Source organism: Nocardioides panzhihuensis (genome assembly GCF_013408335.1).
Taxonomy (GTDB): Bacteria; Actinomycetota; Actinomycetes; order Propionibacteriales; family Nocardioidaceae; genus Nocardioides; species Nocardioides panzhihuensis.
Genome location: NZ_JACBZR010000001.1, coordinates 514,966 through 536,749, shown reverse-complemented (window position 1 = coordinate 536,749; position 21,784 = coordinate 514,966). Strand labels below are relative to the sequence as shown.

The window sequence follows — 21,784 nt, the reverse complement described above, 5'->3', positions numbered from 1 at the left end:
ACGGTACGGTTACGTCGCGTCCATGCACCATAGAGCGGCCGGTACCGTCCCGTCCATAGGCTATGCTGGCTCGCGTGCCTACACATCCGCCATCAGGAGCCGCCGTCCTTCAACCGGAGGTCACGGCCTCCATCGTCGCGGCCGTCCTTGCAGAGCTCGTGGAGCGTGGCTACGGCCGGCTGGCGATGGAGGCGGTCGCCAAGCGGGCAGGGACGAGCAAGAGCGCCCTCTACCGACGGTGGTCCGGCAAGCAGGAGATGGTGCTCGCCGTCCTCGCTGACATCAGCGTGCCCATGGCCGACGTCGTCGAGACCGGTGACCTGCGCCGGGACATGCGCGCCGCTGCGGAGTCGATGGCAGCCTGGCTCGCCGCGGAGCCCTACGCGAAGATCATCCCGGACCTCATCGCCGAGGCTCACCGGACGCCCGCGCTCGCGGAAGCCATCGCCGTGTCGATAGCAAAGCCGCGGCGCGCCCACCTGCGGTCACTCCTGACGCGAGCGATCGACCGAGGCGACCTCCCAGCGGACACCGACTTGGAGATGGCTCAGGACCTGGTGGCGGCCCTCATCTATTGGCGCACGGTCGTACGGCAGGCACCAGCAGAGCCGCACTACCTCGACCATGTCACCGATACAGCCCTACGCGCCCTACGAGCCACCAGGACGGACACGCGAGCCTGACTTGCAACGCCCTCTGTTGCCAACTGCAGCAGGAAGTCGCGCTGCACGCTGGGGACGAGCACACACGTATCGAGAACAGCGCGGAACACCGGTCGAGTGCCGCAGACGCCTGCGACACTCGACCGGGTTTAGCGGTTCTTCCGCGCCTCGTCGACGGGGTCGTCGATGTCGACCAGGTCCTCATCGATCTCGTAGGCGGCCGACGACTCAGCGATGAACTCGCTACGCTGCTTGTAGAGCAGATGGCGGTACGCCAGGACGTCGGCGAGCGCAGCTTGCGACGGTTCACTCCGGGGACGTGCGCCGGGATCTCGCCCGACTGGATGAGCTTCACCACGGTGGGTCGCCTCCGGCCGAAAAGGTGCGGGAGGTTGCAGAAGCAAGTCGATTGACCAGGCACCAACTGGGCGCCCGAACACGCGCGTGATCGCATGATCCCAGCCGAGGACATTGCTGCCGCTGTCCGCCTTCTTCATGGCCAGTCCCCCGCTGCTTCGTCCGGTCCTGCCACTCGTGACGGCGGGCGCGGGTATGTACGAACTGGTGGACTGGCGCGCGTCGAGTTAAGCCGACTTGCCGCACCAGACCGATGGCCACTCCCCCAGCCTTGCGAGCACGTGACCCGGACCATCTTCCTTGAGCCAGCCGCTGCGGCCCCCGGCGTTCACCTCTCTTTTGCGCCTTGTTAGTCGAGCCACGCTCCACATGACGAACGGGGCGTGTTGTCTGACTCATGCCTCCGCTCGGGCCCGCATGCCAGTCATCGCCACCGTCCCCAGCAACAGGACCCCACATGAACCGGATCAAGTTGGTCATCGCCAGCGCAGTGACCCTCCTAGGCGCAATCGTCTTCAGCGGACACGTCTCGCACCCCGCACCAACTGCCACCGACAAGGCGAGCGCCGCGGCCGACATCAGCACACTTCGGATCGGTGTCGACAACATCGAGCCCGTCTACTACCAGAGCGACGGCGCGACCAAGGGCTTCGACTACGAGATGGCGCGCAGCGTTGCCGAAGGCATGGGCATCGAGCCTGAGTTCGTGCCGATGGAGTTCGACAAGCTCTTCCCTGCCCTGCGGGCGGGAGAGATCGACATGATCGGGGCCCAGGTCACGAAGACGTCAGAGCTCGAGCGGGAGTTCGACTTCAGCGCGCCGTACTTCTCGACGTACGTCGCCTTCCTCACGCCCGAGGGATCGGCCGTTCGGACACGCCGTGACGTCAACGGGAAGAAGATCGCGGTCGTGGACGGCGCCATCCAAGGGTCCTACCTCGAAGAGAAGTACCACGACGTCGAGATCGTCAGGACCCCCAACGTGGACACTGCCATCGAGCTGATCGAGCGAGGGGAGGCGGACGCGTTGTTCTATGGAGCTCCTTACGCTCAGTCGATCATCAACGGCGCCCCCATAGCCCTGCAAGAGCCGATCGTCTACCCGGTCAAGGACGCCCCGATCGGATTCGTGATCCGCTCCGGTGACCAGCGTAGAGAACAGATCGACGAGGTTCTGAAGGACATGGTCCTCAACGGCGAGTGGCTGAGGATCAAGGCCGCCTACTTCGAGGCCGACCCGCTCTCCGATGTGTTCCGCGACAAGGGCTCCTGAACCCTGCCGGTGAATACCGGCGTCTCGCGTGTGAATCCCAGCGGGTGACCAGCGAGTCCGCCCCAGTCGACTGCCAGCGGTTCCGAGACCGGAACCAAGGGTGCGGCATAGATGGGATCGGGCATGTTCCTGACCTTCTGCGGAGGTCAAGAACATGGCCCTGATCAGGTTTTCGAAGGAGGTGACGGGACTCGAACCCCTGGCCCTCGGTCTCGATCACACCGTGCCCAACGCCCTCTCGATGACGTCGATCACCTTGGGCCGCAGATCGCTGGCCGCGATCACCTCATCCACAGAGCCAACCGCGACGGCGCGGTGGATGTCGTGGACGTCGTCGAACTCGGCGGCGACCTCGGCGATCTTGTCCGAGCGCAGCTGGGCGCGGAGCTCGGCGAGCTCGACGACGAGCGCGCCGCGTTCACCGTCCTCGGCGTGGTCGATGCGCTCCTCGAGCGCGGCGACGCGCGGGTCCGCTGCCGCCCGCTTGGAGACCTCCGCGGCGAACACGACGGCCGCGGCGGGGGCGCCGCCGAGCACCGAGGCGTACGAACCCTCGATGGCGAGCACCGTCATCGACGGGTTCAGGTGCTTGGAGAAGACCACGAACGCGCCACCGTGGTAGCGGGAGATGACGCAGAAGACGATCGGGCCCTCGAAGTTGACGACTGCGCGGCCGATCTCGGCACCGTACTCGAGCTGCAGGTTGCGCATCGACTCCGGGGAGCCGTCGAAGCCGGACAGGTTGGCGAGCACGACCAGCGGCCGGTTGCCCGAGGCCGCATTGATCGCCCGCGCGACCTTCTTCGACGACCGCGGGAACAGGGTCCCCGCGGTGTAGGTGTCGGGACCGTCGGTGGGAGGGAAGCCGGCGCGCGGCACCGGCTTGGACTCGATGCCAACCAGGCTGACCGGATAGCCGCCGATCCGGGTGTCGACGACCACCGCGGTGTCGGCGTCGGCCATGCCGGCCCACCGCTCGAGCATCTCGTGGTCGGCGTCGGCCAGCGCCCGCATCACGGTGCGGATGTCGAAGGGACGCTTGCGGTCTGGGTTGTGCTCGGCCGAGAAGATCTCACCGACGCACGCGAAGTCACCCGCATGCGGGTACGACGAAACGTCGCGGTCGATCGGGTCGGACGTAGACGCGCGGCGCGGCGCGGTCTCGCCAGGAACCACGTAGGAGTGCTCGTAGTGCGCCATGAGCACCCGGAACGCACCGGCCAGATCGGGCACCCAGTACTGCGCCTGCCCGTTCGGGCCCATCACCCGGTCGTAACCGCCGATGCCATGGTTGTCCTCGGCGGACACGCCACCGGAGAAGTCGAGCGACTGCTTGCCGGTGAGCACCATCGCGCTGTCCGGGGTCATCACGAGGATCCCCTTGGTGTGCATCAGCATCGTCGCTTCGGCATTCCAGTACGGCTGCGCGCCGACGTTGATCCCGGCGACGACGATGTTGATCTCGCCGCCGGCCTGGGTGAACTGGACGATCCGGCGCAGGGCGGCGGCCACCCAGTCCATGTTCTCCGTGCCGCTCTCCATCGAGATCCGGGCACCGGCCGACACCGCGAACCACTCGAGCGGGACGCCCATCCTCTCGGCGAGGTCGATGGCCGCGATCACCCGGGCGCACTCAGGCTCCGAGAGCGCGCCGAGCGACTTCAGCGGGTCACCGCAGAGCACGACTCGGGTGATGCCGTCGGGGTAGAGAGAGCTCGGCGTGGTCACGACGGCGACGATGATGCCGGCGCTGTTGAGCCCGGGAGCCCGATCGACGGGTGCGAGCACGCCGTCGGCGTCGAGGTCGTGCTCGACGACGGTGCCGTCCCCTGCCAGGGCGCGCTGGAGCTCATAGGGGTAGACGAGGCCGCGGCGTCGGGCGCGCAGCACCTTGGCGGCGTACTCGTCCAGCGGGGCGAGCGGCTCGGTGGGCGGCTCGATGACGTCGGCCACGACACCGGCACCAGGCTTGGCGTGGAAGCGGATCGCCAGCGGGGTCGGGGCACCGCCGTCCGGCGAAGCCACCCGGCCCTCGGCGAGCACCTCCTCGATCCCGGTGCCCTCGCTGAGCGGGGTGATCTTGCTCTGGAGCGCGGTGATCTGGTCGAGATCCGCCTCGACCACCGGCCACACCGTCACCCACACGTGGTTGACGTCGAGCTTGGTGCCCTCACGGCCCCGGGCGGTGCGTACGCGGCGGATCGCCTCGAGGCAGTTCTCCACGGCACGCTCCACGTGCGGCAGCGCGATCACGCGGCCCTCGTCGTCGCGGACCACCGCGAGCTGGCGGGCCTGGGCGGCCGCGACGAGCCGGCGGTCGGCCGGGTTGGCCCGGGCGACGCACTCGTAGAGCAGTACGTCGTCGGGCGCGGCGAGCCTGGTGACGTTGAACTCGCTGAGACGCCACAGGTTGAGCCTGCGACCGACCATCGGGTGCATGCCCCGGACCAGGGTGTCCTCGACCAGCTCGTCGGTCGGGGTGTGAGGCGCGCCGTCTGCGTGGTGGCGGTAGGTGAAGTAGTCGATCGGCTGTGGCGCGGCATGGCAGACCGCGATCGAGACGCGGCGGGCGCGGCGGGCGAACTCCTGCCCGGCGAGAATCTTGGCGAGCTCGGCCGAGGCGAGATCGGCGTCGGCGGGCGCGTCGGTCCAGCGCAGGTAGATCTCGACGACGTCATCGTGGTCGGAGGCCAGCGCCGAGGTGATGGCGGCGCCGAGCTGGCCGTCGGGGTGGGCGAGCTCCGTCACGTCGCCGATGGTGGACACCACCCGGGTCGCGCCCTTCTCGTCCGTGGCGTACTCGGCGTGCGCGACCGGGCGCCCACTCTGATCGCCGGTGACGGTCAGGTCGTGCAGGTGGTAGTCGCGATAGTGACGCCGGATCAGCACCTCCAGCAGCGGCTCGCGCTCGGGAAGTCCTCCCTCGACCAGCCGGTCCCGGAGGAAGCCGACCAGCGGCTCGGGAACAGCCGCCAGCGCCTCGATCCGGGCGGCCCGGTCGGGGGCGTCCGGGTCAGTGAGGGCGGCTACCTCGGCCGGCACTCCGTCCAGCACCGTGCGACGCTCGTCATCGACCAGCGGCTGGTCGAACCAGCCGAACCGGACGGAGCGGGCCAGGTCGCCGACGACGGCGAAGCGGAGCTGGGTGGCACGCACGATCCGCTCGAGCAGCGCGCGGACCGCAGCGGCGTCCTCCGTCGCCGGCGGCGGGTCGCCGAGCCAGCGCTGCAGCACCCCGATCGCGATGTCGACGTCGGAGGGGTGCTGCTGGGCGAGGAAGATGCGGAACACCGCACGCTCGAGCTCCGGCGTACGTTCGAGGTCGGTGACCCCGTAGTGCGCCAGGACCCGCTGCAGCTTGTCGCGGAAGTGGTCCGGGAGTGCGCCCCGGTCGGGATCGAGGCTGCGCAGGTAGGTGTGGAAGTACTCCCGCGAGCTGTGCACACGCAGCTCGGTGGACGGCTCGCCACTGGCCGGGCGGTTGCGGCTGAGCTCGGCGAAGTCGGTGAACAGCGACAGCAGGTCCATCTCCGTGCGGAGGGTGTCCGCGGGTGTGCCGGAGGAGCGAGAGGCCAGATGGGCGGCGAGCAGCGCCGGACGCTGATCCTCCTCGACGTCGTAGCCGAGCAGCAGGCTGCTCAGGTCGGCCAGCTCGCCGTTGCTGCGGCCGCGCTCCGTGGTGGGCGCGGGCAGGTCGAGGTCGGCCAGGCGGGCGGTGCTCGCCTGCTCGCCCCCGGCCTCGGCGGTCGGCTCGAGGCGCAGCAGCGGCGCCGCGGTCTCGACCTGGCTCCCGACCCGGACCAGGAGCTCCTTGATCCGGCCGGCGAACGGCGCGGTCAGCGCGGTCTCCATCTTCATCGACTCGAGCACCAGCACCGGATGACCTGCGGCCACCTCGTCGCCGACGGCGAGCGGAGTGGAGACGACGAGCGCCGGCGCGGGGGCGCGGACCATGCCGCCCTCGTCGCGGCTGACCCGGTGCATCACGTCGTCGACCTCGACCAGGTGGACTGGGCCGTGGGTGGCGGTCACCAGCCGGTAGCGGTGGCCGTCGACGGTGAGCCGGCCGTGCACCTCGTCGATGCGATCGAGGGTGGCGGTGAGGGTGCGGCGCTCGCCGCCGGCGGTGATCGTGACCTGGTAACGGGCGGGTCCGGACTGCCGGACGGTCAGCGGATACGTCGCCCCGCGCAGCTTGAGCTCGATGGTGCGGGCCGGGTCGTGCTGGATCTGCGGCCGTCCACCCTGGGCGGTCTGCAGCATCCGGGCGATCTCGGCCCGCTCGGCCTCGTCGTACCCCTCGATCGCGGCGGCGACCAGCGCGACGCCGGCGTGCCGGGCGGCCTGCAGCCGCCCCTCGCCCCGGACGCGGTCGATCCATCCGGTGTCGGCCCAGGCCGGGCTGCCGGTGGTGACCTCGGGCTGGCCGAGCAGGTCGAGGATGAAGCTCTTGTTGGTGGCGCCGCCGTCGATGATCACCGTGGTCTCGCCCATGGCCCGGCGCAGTCGCGCCAGCGCCTGCTCGCGGTCGGCGCCCCAGGCGATCACCTTGGCGATCATCGAGTCGAAGTCGGCCGGGATGGTGTCGCCCTCGGCGACGCCGGTGTCGACCCGGATCCCGGGGCCGGCGGGGAACTCGAGGCGGCGGATCCGGCCAGGAGCGGGCGCGAAGTCGCGGTCCGGGTCCTCTGCGTTGAGGCGTGCCTCGACCGCGTGGCCCCGCTCGCTCGGGCGGTCACCGGTGAGCGGGATGCCGGAGGCCACCTGGATCTGCAGCGCGACCAGGTCTGTGCCGGTCACGATCTCGGTGATGGGGTGCTCGACCTGGAGGCGGGTGTTGACCTCGAGGAAGGCGAACGTCTTCTCGCCCGGGTGGTAGAGGAACTCGACGGTGCCTGCACCGGCGTAGCCGACAGCGTTGGCGAGGCGCTCGGCCGACTTCTTGAGGTCGGCCGCCTGCTCGTCTGTCAGCAGCGGGGAGGCGGACTCCTCGATGACCTTCTGGTTACGCCGCTGCACGGAGCAGTCGCGTACGCCGATGGCCCAGGCGGTGCCCTGGCCGTCGGCGATCACCTGGACCTCGACGTGACGGGCGTCGGTGACCAGCTTCTCGAGGAACACCACGCCGCTGCCGAAGGCGCGCTCGGCCTCGTCGCGGGTGCGCTGGTAGGCCTCGGCGAGCTCGTCGCCGGAGGTGACCTTCCGGATGCCACGCCCGCCGCCGCCGGCGGTGGCCTTGAGCATGAGCGGGTAGCCGATCTCGTCGGCGCTGGCCAGCGCCGACTCGAGGTCGTCCACACCGCCGCGGCTCCAGGGAGCCACCGGGACACCCACCTCTTCGGCGATCAGCTTCGAGCCGATCTTGTCGCCCAGCTTCCGCATCGCCTCGGCACTGGGGCCGATGAAGGTGACGCCCAGCCGGTCGCACAGCTCGGCGAACGCTGGGTCCTCGGCGACGAAGCCCCAGCCGACCCAGGCGGCGTCGGCCTCGGAGGCGATCAGCGCCTGCTCGAGGACCGCGAGGTCGAGGTACGGGCGGTCCGCGGCGGCACCGAGGAGGTGGGCCTCGTCTGCCTCGCGTACGAACGCCGCCCCGGCGTCGACGTCGGTGTGCAGCGCGATGGTTCGGATCGTCCCAACGGACGTGTCCCGCGCGTTGAGGTCGCGTACGGCATGGATCAGACGCATCGCGGCTTCACCGCGGTTGACGATGGCTATTCGTGAGACCTGTGGCACGGTGCAGACCCTTTCATCTGGCACCGCTCCTGTGACCGACCGATTCCGACAGGCTTCGCACGGATTCCTTGTCGCCATGGCCAGCGACATGGCCGAAAAGGGCGTCCCTACAGCGTCCGGCGGGCCCCGTTGACCTTCTGACGGAGCCAACCCGGCACACGCTCGTCGTCACGAGGGAACGTCTCGAGGTCGATCGCGTACAGGCCCGGGTGGGCGGGCCAGCGCCAGACCGGCTCGTCGTCGTAGTTGAACACGATCTGAGATCGGTTCTCCTCGTCCGCCTCGCCGCTCGCGATGGTCCATCGGGCGGAGAACCAGGCGCCCTTGCCCGGTTCGTACATCACCCGCCTGAGCTCGTCCGTCAGCGAGAGAACGCTGTCAGGCGGCCGGGCGTGGGTGAAGCTGCCGTCTGGTCGATGCACGTCGATGCGTCCGGTGAAGAACATGGACAGGTTGCGGTGGTTGAAGACCAACGTGGACCAGTCCCCCTCGACCTCGTCGGCGAGGTGGAGGGCGATCTCAGCGATGAGCTGTTCTTGTCTGACCACGGGGGGAACGGTCATGCGCTCACGCTACTACCGCTGTCGAGCCCTATCCGGAAACAGGTTCGGCGGATCGGCCAGACGGCGGTCATCCGGTCAAGCACGGGCGACAGCCGATCAACGCGGATGCTCGGAACGCCGCGACGATCGAAGTGTGACAACGACTTCGTCAGATACGACCCCTCCCCCGATCACCTCCCCGTCCACCGGTCAGGGTCGAGCGACGCCGGTGGTGGCGCTCGCGGCCGGCATCGCGATCCTGGTCTCGAGCGAGTTCCTGCCTGCGGGGGTCCTGCCCACGATGGCGCGGGACCTCGGCATCAGCGAAGGGACCGCGGGGCTCGCGGTGGCGGCGACAGCGATCGCCGGGGCGTTGACCGCACCGAGCATCGCCATGGTCCTGCCGAGGATGGACCGACGTACGCTGCTGGTCGGCCTGCTGGTCGCCGCGGCGGTCGCCAACCTGGCGGTCGCGGTGGCGCCCGGCTTCATCGTCCTGCTCCTCGGCCACCTGGTGCTCGGCGCGGCGATCGCCGGGTACTGGTCCTTCGCCTTCGCCGTCGGGACGTACGCCTCGCCCGGCCGTGACCACGTGATCTCGACGTCGATCGCGCTGGGAGTCACGGTGGCCACCATCGTCGGCCTGCCGCTCGGGTCGCTGCTCGCCGACGGACCCGGCTGGCGCTGGGGGTTCGCGGCGGCGGCCGTGCTGAGCCTGGTCGCCGCCGCGGCGCTGGCCCGAGCTCTGCCTCCGGTGCCGGCCCACCCGGGGGCCGGGCTGAGCATGATGCGTCAAGCCCTCCGCAACCCGCGGCTCGTCGCCGGCGTGGCTCTCGTGGTGGTCGTGGTCCTCGGGAACTTCGTGGCGTACCCGTTCATCCGGATCGCGATCTCGGACACCACGCCCGGCAACGGCATGTGGATGCTGGCGCTGTGGGGCCTCGGCGGGCTCTTCGGCAACCTCGCGGCCGGCAGGTTCTCCGACCGGTTGCGCCTCGTCGTCACCGTCGCGCCGATCCTCCTCGCTGGCGGACTGGTCCTGACCCTGCTCGCCGAGAGCACTCCGGCCATGGCGCTGGCGATGATCGTGTGGGGCTTCGGGATGAACATGGTGCCGGTGGCCACCCAGCTGTGGGTCACCCGCGTCGAGCGCGAGCGCACCGAGTCGGCGCTGGCCCTCCAGGTCACCGCCTTCCAGTTGGCGATCACCCTCGGGGCAGCCCTAGGAGGCGCGGTCCTCGACCAGTACGGCGTCGAGCTGGTGCTCCTCATCGGCGCGGCCGCCGCGGCCGTCGCCGCTGCGGGCTTCGGCTCGCTCCGGGTCCCGCGCGGCTGACGGGTCCTCACGCCACGCCTGCGGGCCGATCCCGTGGGTGGCGGTGAAGGCCCGGCTGAACGCCGCGGCCGACCCGTAGCCGACGGCGTACGCCACCTGCCCGACCGGACGGTCACCGCCGGCCAGCAGGTGGCGGGCCGCGCGCATCCGTACGTCGCGCAGCGCCTCGCTCGGGCTCTGACCCAGGCTGCGCCGGAAGCGCTCCCCCAACGCCGACCTGGACAGGTGCGCCGACTCCGCCATCGCCTCGACCGACCATGCCCGTCCCGGGTCCGCGATCACCGCGGAGAGCACCTGCGCCACCGTCGGGTCGAGAACTGGCGCGGGACCCTCGGTCCCGCGCCCGGTGTCGTCGAGCCATGAGGCCGTCATCGCCGCACCGAGCAGCGACGCGTAGCCGGACGCGAACAGCGCCGTCGGACGGCACGGGCCCGCCAGCGGGCACCGCCGGACCAGCTCGGCCACGCCGCCGTGACGGCCGACGAAGTCGCGCACGACCAGCGGGTTGGCCAGCGGGTAGCCCACGTCGACCGCGCGAAGGTCCGCCCGCGTGAGCGCGCCCCCGTCGCGGGTCGACAGCCGGTGCGTGACCTGCGCCCCGACCAGGGCCGCATCCCCCGCCCTGAGCAGGTGCGACTGGCCGGCGGCGGTCAGCACGACCGTGCCGTCGTCGACGAGCAGCCAGCTGGCGGAGCGTACGGCCTCACCGGCGGAGCCGGCGGCCAGCTGCTCTGAGTAGGCGAAGGTCATCTCCCACGACGGGCGGTCCTGGTTCACATCAGCCCCAGCGCCCGGGTGCCGCCGGGCTATTCCCCGCCGTCGAGCATCGGCAGTACGTCGGCGATGGAGCCGACCACGCACGTCGGCCGGAACGGGAAGGTCTCGATCTGCTCGGGCCTGGTCGACCCGGTCTCGACCAGGATGGTGCGCAAGCCGGCCTCGAGGCCGCTGATGATGTCGGTGTCCATCCGGTCGCCGATCATCACCGTCGTCTCGGAGTGGGCCTCGAGCTGGTTGAGAGCGCTGCGCATCATCAGCGGGTTCGGCTTGCCGACGAAGTAGGGCGCCCGGTTGGTCGCGGCGCTGATCAGCGCCGCCACGGAGCCGGTGGCGGGCAGCGTGCCCTGGGGGCTCGGCCCGCTCGGGTCGGGGTTGGTCGCGATGAACCGCGCGCCACGCTCGATCAGCCGGATCGCCCGGGTGATCGCCTCGAAGGAGAAGGTGCGGGTCTCCCCCAGCACGACGTAGTCGGGGTCGGTCTCCGTCATCACGTAGCCGACCTCGTGCAGCGCGGTCGTCAGCCCGGCCTCACCGACGACGTACGCCGAACCGTCCGGGCGCTGGTCGGAGAGGAACTGCGCGGTCGCCATCGCGGAGGTCCAGATCGACTTCTCGGGAACGTCGAGACCGGAGCGAAGCAGCCGGACCCGGAGGTCGCGCGGAGTGTAGATCGAGTTGTTGGTCAGCACCAGGAACGGCAGCGACTTCTCGGTGAGCTTCGCCAGGAACTCGGCCGCACCCGGGATCGGCTCCTCCTCGCGCACCAGGACGCCGTCCATGTCTGTCAGCCAGGTCTTGATGGGGCGCTCGTCGATCACGGAGCCATCCTCTCCGATCGCGGCCCTACCGCCAACCGTCGTCGCCGACTCACCCTGTCACCGCCTTCAGCAGGGGCAGTGATCTGCGCCACTACTACTTTTCCCACCCGTCAATAGTTCTTTCAGCCACCCCGGGAATGGTCTTCGGCCGGATGCCTCCTGCCCTCCGATCGGCGAAGACTGACACTGTCTCAGCGCCCATCCTCGGGAGAAGGAAATGAAACGCATCTCGGTACCGCTCACCGTCGCCGTCGTCTCGCTGGCGGCCACACTGGCCCCAGCGGCCTCGCTGGCCCCAGCGGCCTCGCTGGCAGGTCCAGCCGGGGCACAGGCACAGGAGCCGACACAGCCACCGGACCGCATCACCTGGGCCAAGTGCCCCGCCGAGATCTCTCCGGTGCCGATCCCGGCAGAGATGCAGTGCGGGACCCTGAAGGTCCCGCTGGACTACAGCGCCCCCGACGGCCCGACGATCGATATCGCGGTCTCACGGCTGGCGAGCACGAAGCCCGACAAGCGGCGCGGCATCCTGGTCACCAACCCCGGCGGCCCCTCCGCGGGCGAGGGCTACCCGGCGATGCTCGTCGCGACCGGTCTCCCGCAGAGCGTCCAGGACAGCTACGACGTGATCGGCTTCGACCCGCGCGGGATCGGCCGCAGCACGCCGGTGACGTGCGACCTCACCCCGGAACAGCAGCTCACCGGCAACATCCCGCCGTACGCCCGCGACGCCGCCGACGTGACCGAGCGAGCCGCCCAGAGCAAGCAGATCGCCCAGCAGTGCGAGACGTCCAAGACATCCTGGATGCTGCCGCACGTCAGCCCGGCCAACACCGCACGTGACATGGACCGGATCCGGGCCGCGCTGGGTGAGTCGAGGCTGTCGTACGCCGGCGCCTCCTGGGGAACCCACCTGGGCGCCGTCTACACCACCCTGTTCCCCGAGCGCAGCGACCGGATCGTGCTCGACAGCAACATGGGCCCGGGCGGTTGGGACTACGCGAGCGACCGGCTGTGGTCGCAGGGCGTCGAGGACACCTTCCCGGCCTTCGCGAAGTTCGCCGCGGCGAACCACCGCGAGTACGGACTGGGCACGACACCGGCGCAGGTGCGAGCGAAGTACTTCGAGCTCGCCGAACGGCTGGAGAAGAAGCCGATCCCGTCTCCGGACGGCCCCTTCGACCATGTCACGTTCCGGCTGGTCAACTTCGCTCTGCTGTACGCCCCCACCCAGCTGCCGCTGCTGGCCGACATCTGGCAGGCGGTCGACGCGAACCAGCCGCCACCACCGCTGCCCGGAGGCGAGACCGTGACCGACGCGGACAACCTCATCTCCGGTCGCTACTACATGATCTGCAACGACGCGCGCTGGCCGTCGTCGGTTGCGACCTACCAGCGCAACGTAGCCGCTGACCGGATCCGGTACCCCCTGTTCGGTGCCGCCGGAGCCAACATCACGCCGTGCGCGTACTGGCCGGCTCCCACCGAACCGCCGGTCCGGATCACCGATCAGGGTCCGGCCAACGTACTGATGGTGCAGAACCTCCGCGACCCGGCGACACCGCTCGCCGGGGCTCGGGAGATGCGGGCGGCGCTGGGCAAGCGGGCCACCATGGTGACCGCCGACCAGAGCGGCCACGGCGTCTACCCGGGCGGCAGGAACCGCTGCGCGAACCACGTCGTGACGACCTATCTGACCACGGGCGAGCGACCGTCGCGCGACTACCACTGCTCAGCCGACGCCGCCCCGCGCTCAGCCGTGGCAGGGGCGGCCGACAACTAGATTGGCCGGGCGGAGATCGTCGACGACGAGCCGGTGCTGGACCCGGCCCACGCCGACGGTCGCTGGAACAACCCGTGGACCTGACCCCGTCCGGTCACGACGAGAGCAGGTCCATCAACGCCTCGGCCTCCTCGGCACAGGCTCCACAAGCCTTCAGATGCACCTGCATCGGGATGTCCACGTGGCCCGGGTTCGCCAGCAGCTGCTCGACGTAGGTGTCGAGCTGGTCGAAGCAGTCGTCGCAGGACAGGTACGGGTCGGTGTCGAGCAGCAGGTCGTCGAGGGCCGCTTCGACAGGTGAGCAACGGTTTTGGTCGGTCATGGCGTGCTCCGGAGGGACGGGTCGTCGAGGTGGCCGCTGGCCATCAGGCACGCTCGAAGTCGCTGGCGTGCGTCGTGAAGGGTCTTGTACAGGGCGTTGCGGTTGGTGTTGAGACGCTCGGCGAGCACGTCGATCGGGACCTGCTCGACGAGCAACGCCAAGGTGACGCGGCGCTGATGAGGTGTCAGGTCCGTGGAGATCGCCGCATGGACGGCCCGCGAGAGCTCACTGCCCTGCGCGAAGGCCTCCGGGGTGACGCCACCGTCACTGACGTCGAAGGTGTCGGGGAGCGCGACCTCACGATGCCGCCAGGACTGCCGACGGACCGCGACACCGGCGTGCAGGAGCCCGAACTTGTAGACCCAGGTGCTGAACCGGCTCCTCCCCTCGAAGGTGTCGAGCTTGCCGAGAACCGCGACCAGCGCATCGTCAGCGGCCTGCTGGGCCAGATCCTCCAGGTCCGCGGGTCCGGCGCCGGGCAGCTGATGACGTAGCCGCCACACCTGGTGACGAGTCGCGCGGAGCAGCAGATCATGGAGGCTGCGCTGGGCGGCATGTCCCGGCGGACCCGGATCGTTCAGCTCGTTCGCCCAGGCCTCATCCGGCGCGGCGCCGATCTCGGAGGTGGCTCGGTGCATGAGGCTCATGATCCCATCTCGCTCGGAAGTGGCTCCAAGATCCTGATCGCCAGCTCCGGCGGGCACCCGCGATCGACCAGCTGCAGCACCGCATGCAGATCGAGGCGTACGTCCGTCGCCAGGTCCGAGGCGAGGTCAGGGGGAAACCCGGCGCGAAGCAGGCTTCGCCGTCGCCACGCCACGGCCTCGTCGAGAGCCTGACGCGCCCGCAGGGCGTTGCGATATCGCCGGTACACCTTCATGACTGCTTGGTGTGGTCCACCCGCGAGGTTCTTACCCCGGGACATCGACAGAGCTCGGCGGTAAGACGCGGCAGCGTTGGTGACACAGACGCAGTGAGATCACACCTGAGGAGCGTCCCGTACGGCGCGCTTCTCCATCACATCCGAAAGGGATGCCTCATGACGAGCCACACCTCCACGACGTCGACGACCACCAAGTCGCTGCCGGGCGCCTCCGGCGCCGACCGAGCCTTCTTCCTGCTGCGCACAGTCTTCGTCATCGCCCCGATCGCCTTCGGACTCGACAAGTTCGCCGATGTGCTGACCGAATGGGACCGCTACCTCGCACCCTGGATCAACGACATCGTTCCCGGCAGCGCACACCAGGCGATGCTGGCGGTCGGCGTCATCGAGATCGTCGCCGGCATCGTCGTGGCGGTCATCCCCCGCTACGGCGCCCTGCTGGTCGCCGCCTGGCTGGCCGGGATCATCATCAACCTCGTGTCGATGGGCCAGTTCTACGACGTCGCCCTGCGCGACTTCGGCCTGCTGGTCGGCGCGTTGGCACTTGCCGCTCTCGCCTTCGACCGTGACAGGCACACTGCCTGAGCAGCAGAACGACAACCTCCTGGACTCGTCCAGGAGGTTGTCGTTCATGATCATCCGGCGAACACGTACGTCTTGAGGTCGGGCTCCCGCGGAGTGCGGTTGTGCAGCACGAGCTCCTTCGTGACAGCCGTCATCGAGTTCACGTACTCGGTGGCGAACTGCAGCGTTTCCACCCCAGGCATCAAGAGCTCGGCGCACACCGAACGTACGATCCTGTCGGGATCTGCCGGACCGTCATGATCCAGCGCGTCCATGGCGAGCGCATAGGCAACCGGGTCGTACGTTCCAACTGCGATGTGCTCGGAGGCGACGTCGAGCGGGCACACGTCCTGGATCGCGACGTTGGTGATCCGACCGTCTCCGGTGTGCAACGAGCTGGTGCCCGACGAGTCGAGCGAGGGACGTACGAACTCGTCGGTGTGCGTGTAGATGTTGGTGTAGGAGATGCCTGCGAACGTCTCCTGCCGCGAGTTCGTCGCCCTGGTGAAGTGGGAGTCCGCAGTCTGCTGCCACAGGGACGGCGAGCAGCCGACCACCGGCGGGCACAGCGTATTGACCATGTAGGAGCCATGGTTGGTCGCGCCGAATCCGACGTAGTCGTCGACCATGGCACGGATGTCCGGCCAGAACCGGAGGGCGAATCGAGGCACCAGGCCGCCTTGGCTGTGTCCCAGGATGTCGACCTGGTCACCGCTCGTTCGATGGAGGTATCGCACCGCGTTCACGATGTACTCGGCCGAGATCTGTGCGTCGGACATCGCCCGGTTGGGCATCGCCACCGTGCAATAAGGCCGATCACGCTGTGTCATCGCCCGAAGCCAGTTCCATTCGAAGTTCTCGCCCGGCGTCATCGTGGTCCCGTGCACGAAGAGCACGACGTCGTGGCTGGACCGCTCCACATTCTCGGAGCACACCAGGCTCTTGGCGAGCGTCGCCTTCGGCACCGAGAGTGCTGGGCCGGGCCGGTCGACCGGGGCGAACTCTCGATCGTCGGTCGACGCGTCCTTGTCGGTCGCCGCAGCCGAACCGCTCGACCACACGAGCGCACTCAGCATCATGGCCAGGACCGCAGCGATGGACGCGAGCGGCGACATCTGTCTGTTCCTACTCACCAGACTCCTCCTGCATTGAGGGCGAAGGCATCACGCCATGTCGCCGACGGCGATACGAATACGGCCGTACTCGCACTCGTGGTCTGTTTACATCATTCACCTCATGGATGCAACACATCCGCAATATGTCTCGTGATGTCGGTTGTGCCTGTTCGACATATCTGAAAGAGCTCTGGTTCGAGTCGTCCTGCTACTCTGATGCATCGACGCAACGGACCAACCACCGTTGCGGACGACGTCTCAAGGAGGGCCTATCAGCCAGACACCACTGGCGCGTCAGTTGGCGGGGCCCAAGGGCCGGCCAGAACCATTGACCGCGTTCAAGGTCGCCCGGCGTTGGTTCCAGGCGGGACGACGCATCGAGATGCAGGACCTCGCCACCGAGGTGGGGGTCAGCCGGGCGACGTTGTTTCGCTGGGTCGGCGGCCGAGACGAACTCCTGACCGAGGTGCTGTGGTCATTGGCCGAACCGACATTGCGCGACGCCGTACACGCAGCGCCGGGCAAGGGCGGCGCGAAGCTGGCCAGCGCATTGGAGAGCTTCAGTGAGACCCTGCTCTCGACGGAGTACTTCGGCGTATTTCTGCGCCGTGAGCCCGAACGTGCGCTGCGAGTGCTGACCACTCGCGCCGGCTCGCTCCAGGGTCGGATGACGGCCGCGATGCAGGAACTGCTGGACCAGCATCTGGATCCAGCCAAGCTCCCCATGGAGGCTCCAGACCTGGCGTACCTTCTGGTGCGAGTGGTGGAGACGTTCCTCTACACCGACATCATCACCGGGGAGCAGGCGAATCCCGCCAAGGTCGGTCAAGCGGTGGCTGCGTTACTGCGCGACTGACCCGGACGCACGGATCGCCACCGACGGGCACCCCTGGACCTGACGCCGTCCGGGGCGGTGACGGGGGAATACGCCTACCGGTCGCGACCGCGTTCGCGACATGACGGACCGGGTTCATCCGGACACCCGAGAGTCAGGGCTTGGTCGGTCACCGGGGCCGGCCAAGCCACCACCAGGAGCTTCCTGTGACGTCTTCACCCCCATACAGCGGACCGGCCCGCCGGCTCGTAGCGCTCTCGCTCGCGCTTCCGCTCTCGGCCAGCGGGTTGGCTGCCATCGGCGCCAGCACCCCGGCATACGCCACGACATCGGCCGCAACGACGGCCGCGACCGCCGACACCGTCTGGGACCGGACCGCCTATCGCGGCGGCGTCCAGGTCGTCCCCGGCCCGGACGAGGATCAGGGCACCCTCGACGGCAGCGTCTTCGTCGACGTCGACCGCGACTCGGTGCAGGACCCGACCGAGCGTGGCGTCGCCGGAGTCACCGTCTCCAACGGCCGCGACGTGACCACGACCGACCGGTCCGGCCGCTACGAGCTGCCTGCGTACGACAACATGACCGCCTTCGTCACCCAGCCGCGCGGCTACCAGGTGCCGGTCGACGAGGACAACGTCGCCCAGTTCGACTACACCCACCTGCCCGAAGGCTCGCCCACCCTCAAGTACGGCGGCATCGCCCCGACCGGTCAGCTGCCCGACCAGGTCAACTTCCCGGTCGTGAAGAGCGCGTTGACGCAGTCGGCCGCGCAGGGCTGCGTGATCGGCGCCGACCCCCAGACGTACAACGTCAAGGAGGTCGGATACGCCCAGAACGGCGCTTTCGACGACCTCGCCGAGCGCGAGGACTACGCCGGCTGCGGGGCCCTCCTCGTCGGTGACATCGTGGGTGACGACCTCTCCCTCTTTCCACGTTCGCGCGACCTGACGTCGCTGCTCAACGGCCCCGCTCGCTTCCTGCCGGGCAACCATGACCTCGACTTCGATACGCCGAACCGCGCGCACAGCTTCGACACCTTCCGCGCGAAGCTCGGCCCGACGTACTTCTCCTACGACGTCGGCAACGCCCATGTCGTCGCGCTCAGCTCGATCGACTACCCGATCAACCCGCCCCCGTCCCGCTCCTACGGCTACAGCCTCGATGCCACCCAGCTGGAGTGGCTGCGACGCGACATCGCCGCGGTGCCGAAGAACAAGGTGATCGTCGTCGGGTCGCACAGCCCGCTGCTGGAGTACTGGTACAGCCCGTCGCACCGCACCAAGCAGCTCGACGAGATCTACGAGATCCTCGAGGGGCGCGAGGTCGTCGCTGTCGCCGGCCACACCCACATGTCGGAGAACCTCCGCAAGGGCGACTTCGTCGCCGGCTGGGCCGACGTGCTCGACCCCGCCGAAGGTCTGCCGTTCACCCATCTCACCGTGGGCGCGATGTCGGGCCACTGGTACGCCGGCCGAGTGCTCGAGGACGGCTACCCGACCGCCATCATGCGCGACGGCACCCCGCCGGGGGTCCTCACCCTCGACATCCGCGGCCGCCAGGTGACCGAGCGGTACGCCGTCCGCGGCACCGACGGCAGCGACCAGATGGCTCTCGGCCTCAACACCCCGCGCTACCGCACCTGGTTCGAGGCCAACAAGCGCAACGTCGGGAAGGCCCCGGCCTTCGCCGACCCGGCGGTCGTGGGCCGCGACGAGCTCGGCTCCACCTGGCTGACCACCAACTTCTGGATGGGCTCGACCGGATCGAGCGTCAAGGTCTCTCTCGACGGCCGGCCGGCCGTCGAGGCCGAGCGCACCCAGCCGATGAAGGGCGAGCCGATCCGCAGCGGCGCTGAGTGGTCGGACCCGACCGCCAACCAGGAGACGCTGCCTCACGGTGGCGGCCTGGTGGACCACCTGATGCACCTGTGGCGCCTCCCGCTGTCCGCCGATCTCGCGGCCGGCGAGCACGTCGCCACCGTCACCGCGACCGACGTGCACGGCCGTCGTCACACCGAGGAGCTGCGCTTCACCGTGCGGTGACCCGGTCAGCATGTGCAGCGAGCAGCGACCCCGACCGAGTGGGACCGCAGCAGCATCAGTCATCGGGGTCTGCGGTCGGGGCGGACCAGCCCACATTCGTAGGCGAGGACGACGACCTGGACGCGGTCGCGCGCACCCAGCTTGCTCAGCATACGACCGACGTGGGTCTTGATCGTGGCCTCGGACAAGAACAGCCGCTGGGCGATCTCGGCGTTCGACGCACCGGTGGCGACCTCGATGAGCACCTCGCGCTCCCGGCTGGTCAGGCGGGCAAGCTCCGGAGGCTCCCGCACGGGGCCGGGCAGGGTGGGCGCGACCTGGTCCAGCAGCCGCCGAGTAGTGGTCGGGGCGATGACGGCATCACCGCGATGCACTGTGCGGATGGCCTCCACCAGGACTTCGGCACGGGCACTCTTCAGCAGGAAGCCACTGGCTCCTGCCCGTAGGGCCGCAAAGGCGTGTTCGTCGCGGTCGAAGGTCGTGAGGACGATGACTCGCGACACCGGCGTACGCTCCACGATCTGCGCTGTGGCGGCGATCCCGTCCATCACCGGCATCCGTACGTCCATGAGGACCACATCGGGTCTGGTCCGCGCCACCACGTCGACCGCCTGCGCCCCATCAGCCGCCTCGCCAACCACCTCGAAGTCGTCCTGGGACTCGACGATCATGACGAGTCCTGCGCGGACCAGATCCTGGTCCTCGGCCAACACCACACGTACGGTCACTGAGGCTCCTCCACGGCTGTCGAAGCGAGCGTCGGAATCGTGGCGGCCAGGTCGAACCCGTCCTCGCCGACGGGGCCGACATGCAGCGTTCCGTCGAGCAGGGCGAGCCGTTCCGCCATCCCGACCAGTCCTCGGCCGCGATGAGGGGCGGTTGCCACCGTGTGCCCAGCGCGGTTGCTCACCGAGATCGTCAGTTGGTCCGGCATCCAGCGCAGCGCCACTGTGGCGTCCGCATCAGTACCGGAATGCTTGAGCACGTTGGTGAGCGCTTCCTGCACAACCCGATAGGCGGCCAGCTCGCCTGCCGATCCCAGCGGGCTCGCGGTGCCCTGCTCGTCATAGGCCACGGGGAGTCCGGAGGCTCGGACCCTCTCGATCAGCTCCGGGAGCACACGAAGGCTCGGCTGCGGTGCGGGATCATCCCGCGCAGCGCGCGGGTCGTGAAGCGCGTCGAGCAGACTGCGCATGTCCTGCATCGCCTCCTGCCCGGTTCGGGCCACCGTCTCCAGCACCCGTGCGCCGGCCGACGGGTCCCGAGCGGCCATCATCCGGCCACCCTCTGCCTGGGTGACCATCACCGACAGCGAGTGGGCCACCACGTCGTGCATCTCGCGGGCGATCCTGACGCGCTCCTGCGCTGCCGCCGCCGCGACGCTCTCGGCTCGGTGCTCTTCCTCGCGCCGGGCTCGCTCCTCCAACGCCAGCACATACTGTGTTCGCAGTCGCCGATACCTGCCCAGACCCCACGGAACCGCGATGGTTGCGACCGCTCCGAGGATCAGGAACAGCTGCCAGCTCCGAACCGGGTCCTCGCTGCTGGCAAGGCCGAACTGGGCGACCGTCAGGTAGTCGGTGCCCCACAGCCGCCAGGTCACGGCCCCGGCACCGACACAGGCGACGCCCAGCGCCAACAGTGACTCTCGTGGAGAGCACCAGGCGGCGACCGTATACAGCAGCACCGGAAACAGCAGTGTGCTCGGCAGCAGGATCGGGTGGAATGCAAGCCCATCGGTGCGGCTGGTCATCTCAGGCAGCGCGACCAGCACCGACATCACTGCGCAAACCAGGATGTACGCGACGCGCGGGCGCATCCGTCGCACCGCGACCGTCGCATGGCCGAGGCCGACCGCGGCGACAACCGCGACCCGGCCCGCGAGAGGCCAGGTGCTGTCCCACACCGTCGAGGCCGACACGGGCAGCAACAGCAGCGCCAGAGCTGCCGCGAGCAGGAGGTCCACCAACCAGAGTTGCTCACGGCCGCTGGCATCAGACGATGACCGGGCGCGTCGCAAGCTCACCGGCCCATCGTAGGGGCGGCACCCGGCTCCGGGCACCAGGCGCGACTTGAGGCGGACGGCCTTCATCCCACAGGTTGACGACGGCTCCCGACGCGAACGAAAGACTCGTGGCTCGTCCACCACGTCACCCGAAAGGAAGTCTCATGCAGAAGAGACTGAGGATGCCGGCACCGTTGCTGGTCTGCACCAGCGTCGGCGCAGCCCTTGTGCTCGCAGCCGGCGCCGGAGCGGTCGCCGTCCCGGCCGACTCCCCGACCGCCGCCGATCAGATCACCGTGGACGGGACAGGTGGCGGCACCCTTCAGCTCCCCAGCTACAAGGGCGACACCGTCAGCTTCCGCGTACATGCCACCGCGGACGTCGACACCCCATGGGCCGCGCAGGGGTCGATCGATGTCACTCACGTCCGCCCGGACGGGACTGTCCTGGCCGACTTCACTGCCACTGTGGACTGCCTCATGACCGGCGACGATGTCGCCGTGATCTCAGGCAAGATCACCAGAGGAGGCGCACCCGGCCTTCCGGGCGAAGAGATGGGACACCAGATCGGCATCACGGTTGCCGACCACGGACGCCGCGACCACCTCGGCTGGAGCTGGTACGTCATGGGGTTCCTGGACACCCGGCCGTGCACCAGCACCGCACCGTTCTTCCCGACCACTGCGGGCAACTTCCGCGTCGAGGGGCCCTGAGCTCATGTCATCTACTAC

Annotated in this window: 19 protein-coding genes; 8 read left to right on the top strand and 11 right to left on the bottom strand. The window is 69.1% G+C overall.

Going from position 1 to position 21,784, the window contains the following annotated elements; all coding sequences use genetic code 11:
* Nucleotides 1–74 precede the first annotated feature (74 nt).
* Nucleotides 75–683 carry a TetR/AcrR family transcriptional regulator C-terminal ligand-binding domain-containing protein gene (locus BJ988_RS02355; protein ID WP_218860536.1) on the top strand — a complete coding sequence of 203 codons (609 nt, stop codon included), beginning with the start codon at nucleotides 75–77 and terminating at the stop codon, nucleotides 681–683.
* A 128-nt stretch (nucleotides 684–811) separates the two neighbouring features.
* Here BJ988_RS02355 and BJ988_RS02350 read toward each other — a convergent pair whose 3' ends face one another.
* A complete protein-coding gene (locus BJ988_RS02350) occupies nucleotides 812–1,159 on the bottom strand; it encodes a hypothetical protein (RefSeq protein ID WP_179656504.1) in 348 nt (115 codons plus the stop codon).
* A gap of 317 nt (nucleotides 1,160–1,476) precedes the next feature.
* On the opposite strand from BJ988_RS02350, the gene BJ988_RS02345 reads away from it, so the two are divergent.
* Complete coding sequence (locus tag BJ988_RS02345) at nucleotides 1,477–2,292, top strand: substrate-binding periplasmic protein (RefSeq protein ID WP_179656503.1); 816 nt, start codon at nucleotides 1,477–1,479, stop codon at nucleotides 2,290–2,292.
* Between the two features lie 216 nt (nucleotides 2,293–2,508).
* Here the strand turns inward: BJ988_RS02345 and BJ988_RS02340 are convergent, their stop codons facing one another.
* Nucleotides 2,509–8,028, bottom strand: coding sequence for an ATP-binding protein (locus BJ988_RS02340; protein ID WP_179656502.1), 5,520 nt, complete (start codon nucleotides 8,026–8,028; stop codon nucleotides 2,509–2,511).
* Between the two features lie 107 nt (nucleotides 8,029–8,135).
* A complete protein-coding gene (locus BJ988_RS02335; protein WP_179656501.1) occupies nucleotides 8,136–8,591 on the bottom strand; it encodes an agglutinin cell wall attachment protein in 456 nt (151 codons plus the stop codon).
* Between the two features lie 133 nt (nucleotides 8,592–8,724).
* Between BJ988_RS02335 and BJ988_RS02330 the strand changes: the two genes are divergently transcribed.
* A complete protein-coding gene (locus BJ988_RS02330) occupies nucleotides 8,725–9,906 on the top strand; it encodes an MFS transporter (RefSeq protein ID WP_218860532.1) in 1,182 nt (393 codons plus the stop codon).
* Here the strand turns inward: BJ988_RS02330 and BJ988_RS31225 are convergent.
* Together BJ988_RS31225 and BJ988_RS02320 are read right to left on the bottom strand one after the other, a co-directional pair.
* Entirely contained in the window at nucleotides 9,793–10,683 is an 891-nt protein-coding gene (locus tag BJ988_RS31225) for a helix-turn-helix domain-containing protein (RefSeq protein ID WP_179656499.1), read from the bottom strand. The genes BJ988_RS02330 and BJ988_RS31225 overlap by 114 nt on opposite strands.
* A gap of 29 nt (nucleotides 10,684–10,712) precedes the next feature.
* Nucleotides 10,713–11,504, bottom strand: a complete 792-nt coding sequence (locus BJ988_RS02320; protein WP_179656498.1) for an HAD-IIA family hydrolase — start codon at nucleotides 11,502–11,504, stop codon at nucleotides 10,713–10,715.
* A 217-nt stretch (nucleotides 11,505–11,721) separates the two neighbouring features.
* Here BJ988_RS02320 and BJ988_RS02315 point away from each other — a divergent pair, with 217 nt between their 5' ends.
* Nucleotides 11,722–13,287 carry an alpha/beta hydrolase gene (locus BJ988_RS02315; protein ID WP_179656497.1) on the top strand — a complete coding sequence of 522 codons (1,566 nt, stop codon included), beginning with the start codon at nucleotides 11,722–11,724 and terminating at the stop codon, nucleotides 13,285–13,287.
* Nucleotides 13,288–13,381: 94 nt separating this feature from the next.
* Here the strand turns inward: BJ988_RS02315 and BJ988_RS02310 are convergent, their stop codons facing one another.
* From BJ988_RS02310 to BJ988_RS02300, 3 genes are read right to left on the bottom strand one after another with little or no spacing between them, the layout of a single operon-like run.
* Nucleotides 13,382–13,609 carry a hypothetical protein gene (locus tag BJ988_RS02310; protein ID WP_179656496.1) on the bottom strand — a complete coding sequence of 76 codons (228 nt, stop codon included), beginning with the start codon at nucleotides 13,607–13,609 and terminating at the stop codon, nucleotides 13,382–13,384.
* Nucleotides 13,606–14,256 carry an RNA polymerase sigma factor gene (locus BJ988_RS02305; RefSeq protein ID WP_179656495.1) on the bottom strand — a complete coding sequence of 217 codons (651 nt, stop codon included), beginning with the start codon at nucleotides 14,254–14,256 and terminating at the stop codon, nucleotides 13,606–13,608. Before BJ988_RS02305 ends, BJ988_RS02310 begins: the two co-directional genes overlap by 4 nt.
* On the bottom strand, nucleotides 14,253–14,489 hold the full coding sequence (locus BJ988_RS02300; RefSeq protein ID WP_246321388.1) for a hypothetical protein: 237 nt from the start codon (nucleotides 14,487–14,489) through the stop codon (nucleotides 14,253–14,255). Before BJ988_RS02300 ends, BJ988_RS02305 begins: the two co-directional genes overlap by 4 nt.
* Before the next feature lie 159 nt (nucleotides 14,490–14,648).
* On the opposite strand from BJ988_RS02300, the gene BJ988_RS02295 reads away from it, so the two are divergent.
* Nucleotides 14,649–15,077: a hypothetical protein gene (locus tag BJ988_RS02295; protein ID WP_179656494.1), complete on the top strand. Its 429-nt coding sequence runs from the start codon at nucleotides 14,649–14,651 to the stop codon at nucleotides 15,075–15,077.
* A gap of 50 nt (nucleotides 15,078–15,127) precedes the next feature.
* On the opposite strand, the gene BJ988_RS02290 is transcribed toward BJ988_RS02295, so the two are convergent.
* Entirely contained in the window at nucleotides 15,128–16,189 is a 1,062-nt protein-coding gene (locus BJ988_RS02290; RefSeq protein ID WP_218860530.1) for a lipase family protein, read from the bottom strand.
* A gap of 364 nt (nucleotides 16,190–16,553) precedes the next feature.
* Between BJ988_RS02290 and BJ988_RS02285 the strand changes: the two genes are divergently transcribed.
* Nucleotides 16,554–17,027, top strand: coding sequence for a QsdR family transcriptional regulator (locus BJ988_RS02285; RefSeq protein ID WP_179656493.1), 474 nt, complete (start codon nucleotides 16,554–16,556; stop codon nucleotides 17,025–17,027).
* A 185-nt stretch (nucleotides 17,028–17,212) separates the two neighbouring features.
* A complete protein-coding gene (locus BJ988_RS02280) occupies nucleotides 17,213–19,048 on the top strand; it encodes a calcineurin-like phosphoesterase C-terminal domain-containing protein (RefSeq protein WP_218860528.1) in 1,836 nt (611 codons plus the stop codon).
* Between the two features lie 59 nt (nucleotides 19,049–19,107).
* Here the strand turns inward: BJ988_RS02280 and BJ988_RS02275 are convergent, their stop codons facing one another.
* Together BJ988_RS02275 and BJ988_RS02270 are read right to left on the bottom strand one after the other, a co-directional pair.
* A complete protein-coding gene (locus BJ988_RS02275; RefSeq protein ID WP_179656492.1) occupies nucleotides 19,108–19,776 on the bottom strand; it encodes a response regulator in 669 nt (222 codons plus the stop codon).
* Nucleotides 19,773–21,074: a histidine kinase gene (locus BJ988_RS02270; RefSeq protein ID WP_179656491.1), complete on the bottom strand. Its 1,302-nt coding sequence runs from the start codon at nucleotides 21,072–21,074 to the stop codon at nucleotides 19,773–19,775. Before BJ988_RS02270 ends, BJ988_RS02275 begins: the two co-directional genes overlap by 4 nt.
* Before the next feature lie 143 nt (nucleotides 21,075–21,217).
* Here BJ988_RS02270 and BJ988_RS02265 point away from each other — a divergent pair, with 143 nt between their 5' ends.
* Nucleotides 21,218–21,766, top strand: coding sequence for a hypothetical protein (locus tag BJ988_RS02265; protein ID WP_179656490.1), 549 nt, complete (start codon nucleotides 21,218–21,220; stop codon nucleotides 21,764–21,766).
* Nucleotides 21,767–21,784: the final 18 nt, after the last annotated feature.